2 protein-coding genes are annotated in these 1082 nt (G+C 33.6%); one reads left to right on the top strand and one right to left on the bottom strand.

Annotation, left to right across the window (positions count from 1 at the left end; genetic code table 11):
- Positions 1–101: 101 nt before the first annotated feature.
- Positions 102–854 carry a hypothetical protein gene (locus tag CDZ78_RS20870; protein WP_140414287.1) on the top strand — a complete coding sequence of 251 codons (753 nt, stop codon included), beginning with the start codon at positions 102–104 and terminating at the stop codon, positions 852–854.
- On the opposite strand, the gene CDZ78_RS20865 is transcribed toward CDZ78_RS20870, so the two are convergent.
- Positions 846–1082 (bottom strand): transposase domain-containing protein (locus CDZ78_RS20865; protein ID WP_167374438.1); only part of this gene is annotated, 237 nt, incomplete at its 5' end. The genes CDZ78_RS20870 and CDZ78_RS20865 overlap by 9 nt on opposite strands.

The following is a 1082-nucleotide window of genomic DNA, read 5'->3' as shown; positions in this document are numbered from 1 at the left end:
ATCTTTAAACTGGGATCAAAGTAAATTCCCCGAGATCAGGTGCTCTGACCCTAGAAAATAATGAAGCTAATTTTCTTCAATTAATTGATGTGTTTTGGTTTTTGAAACCAACAGAAACGTTGGTTTATATACAAAAAAAAGTTGAATGCCTTAATGTTCAAAAAATAGGTATTGATGAAATTAAATTTGAAACTGATTCTAGTTCAAATCTAACAGACTTCCTGTCAACACTTTCATTGTTTAGGTTTTTAGGTGTAACTGAAATGAAAATGTCTTTAGATATTTTTATGCAGTATTTAAATAAGCAACCACAAGATACTCCTAAGATATTACGTTGCTTCGTTGATAATTATGGTTTTCAACCAGAATCTTATCGTTTTGGCTATCATGCACAAATGGCTGTAGTTGAGAAAATAATTGAATATAGTGATTCAGGAAAAAATGAATATTATTCTAGGCTATTTATAGCCTTATCTGAAAAATATCTTCACACGCATTTTTCTAGTGTAAAGTCAGGAAAAGGTCAAACAATAAATATTGTGAATTTTGATTTAGCTGACACTAATGAGTTATTTAGCTTAAGAAAATTAATTTGGACTCATTTATTTAGCCTCTATAAAAACAAAAACCTCCAAAAACCAGTTCTTCATTTATTGTTAAACCATTCACTTTCTGGGTTAGACCTTTCTGTTACCAGTATTATTAAACATGATGCAGTGCTTGTTGCTACCTTTTTTGAAGATAGCCTTAATCTAGAAAACCTTTATCATTGTATTATTGTCCAACAATACCTCAAGTTATTAAAAGTAAGCGTCGCTTCTTCCCACCTAGACAAGCTACGCCACTTACTTTAAAGGCTTGATTTTTTCAGTCAGGTTCCAGGGTAAAAACTGATCCAATGCCTCTGGCTTATAGTGCCTACCAAGCTTGGGTAGTGCGGTGAGTAAATACTTTAAGTAATCAAAAGGCTCTAGGTTATTGGCTACCGCTGTCTGCACAAGACTGTAAAGTAGTGCGCTGGCATTAGCGCCGCGTGGAGTTTGATTAAATAACCAGTTTTTACGGCCAATCACAAACGGCTT

This window comes from Bathymodiolus platifrons methanotrophic gill symbiont, assembly GCF_002189065.1.
Classification (GTDB): domain Bacteria; phylum Pseudomonadota; class Gammaproteobacteria; order Methylococcales; family Methylomonadaceae; genus Methyloprofundus.
Note: the sequence above shows the minus strand (reverse complement) of the source record. Positions and strands in the feature narration are given on the sequence as shown.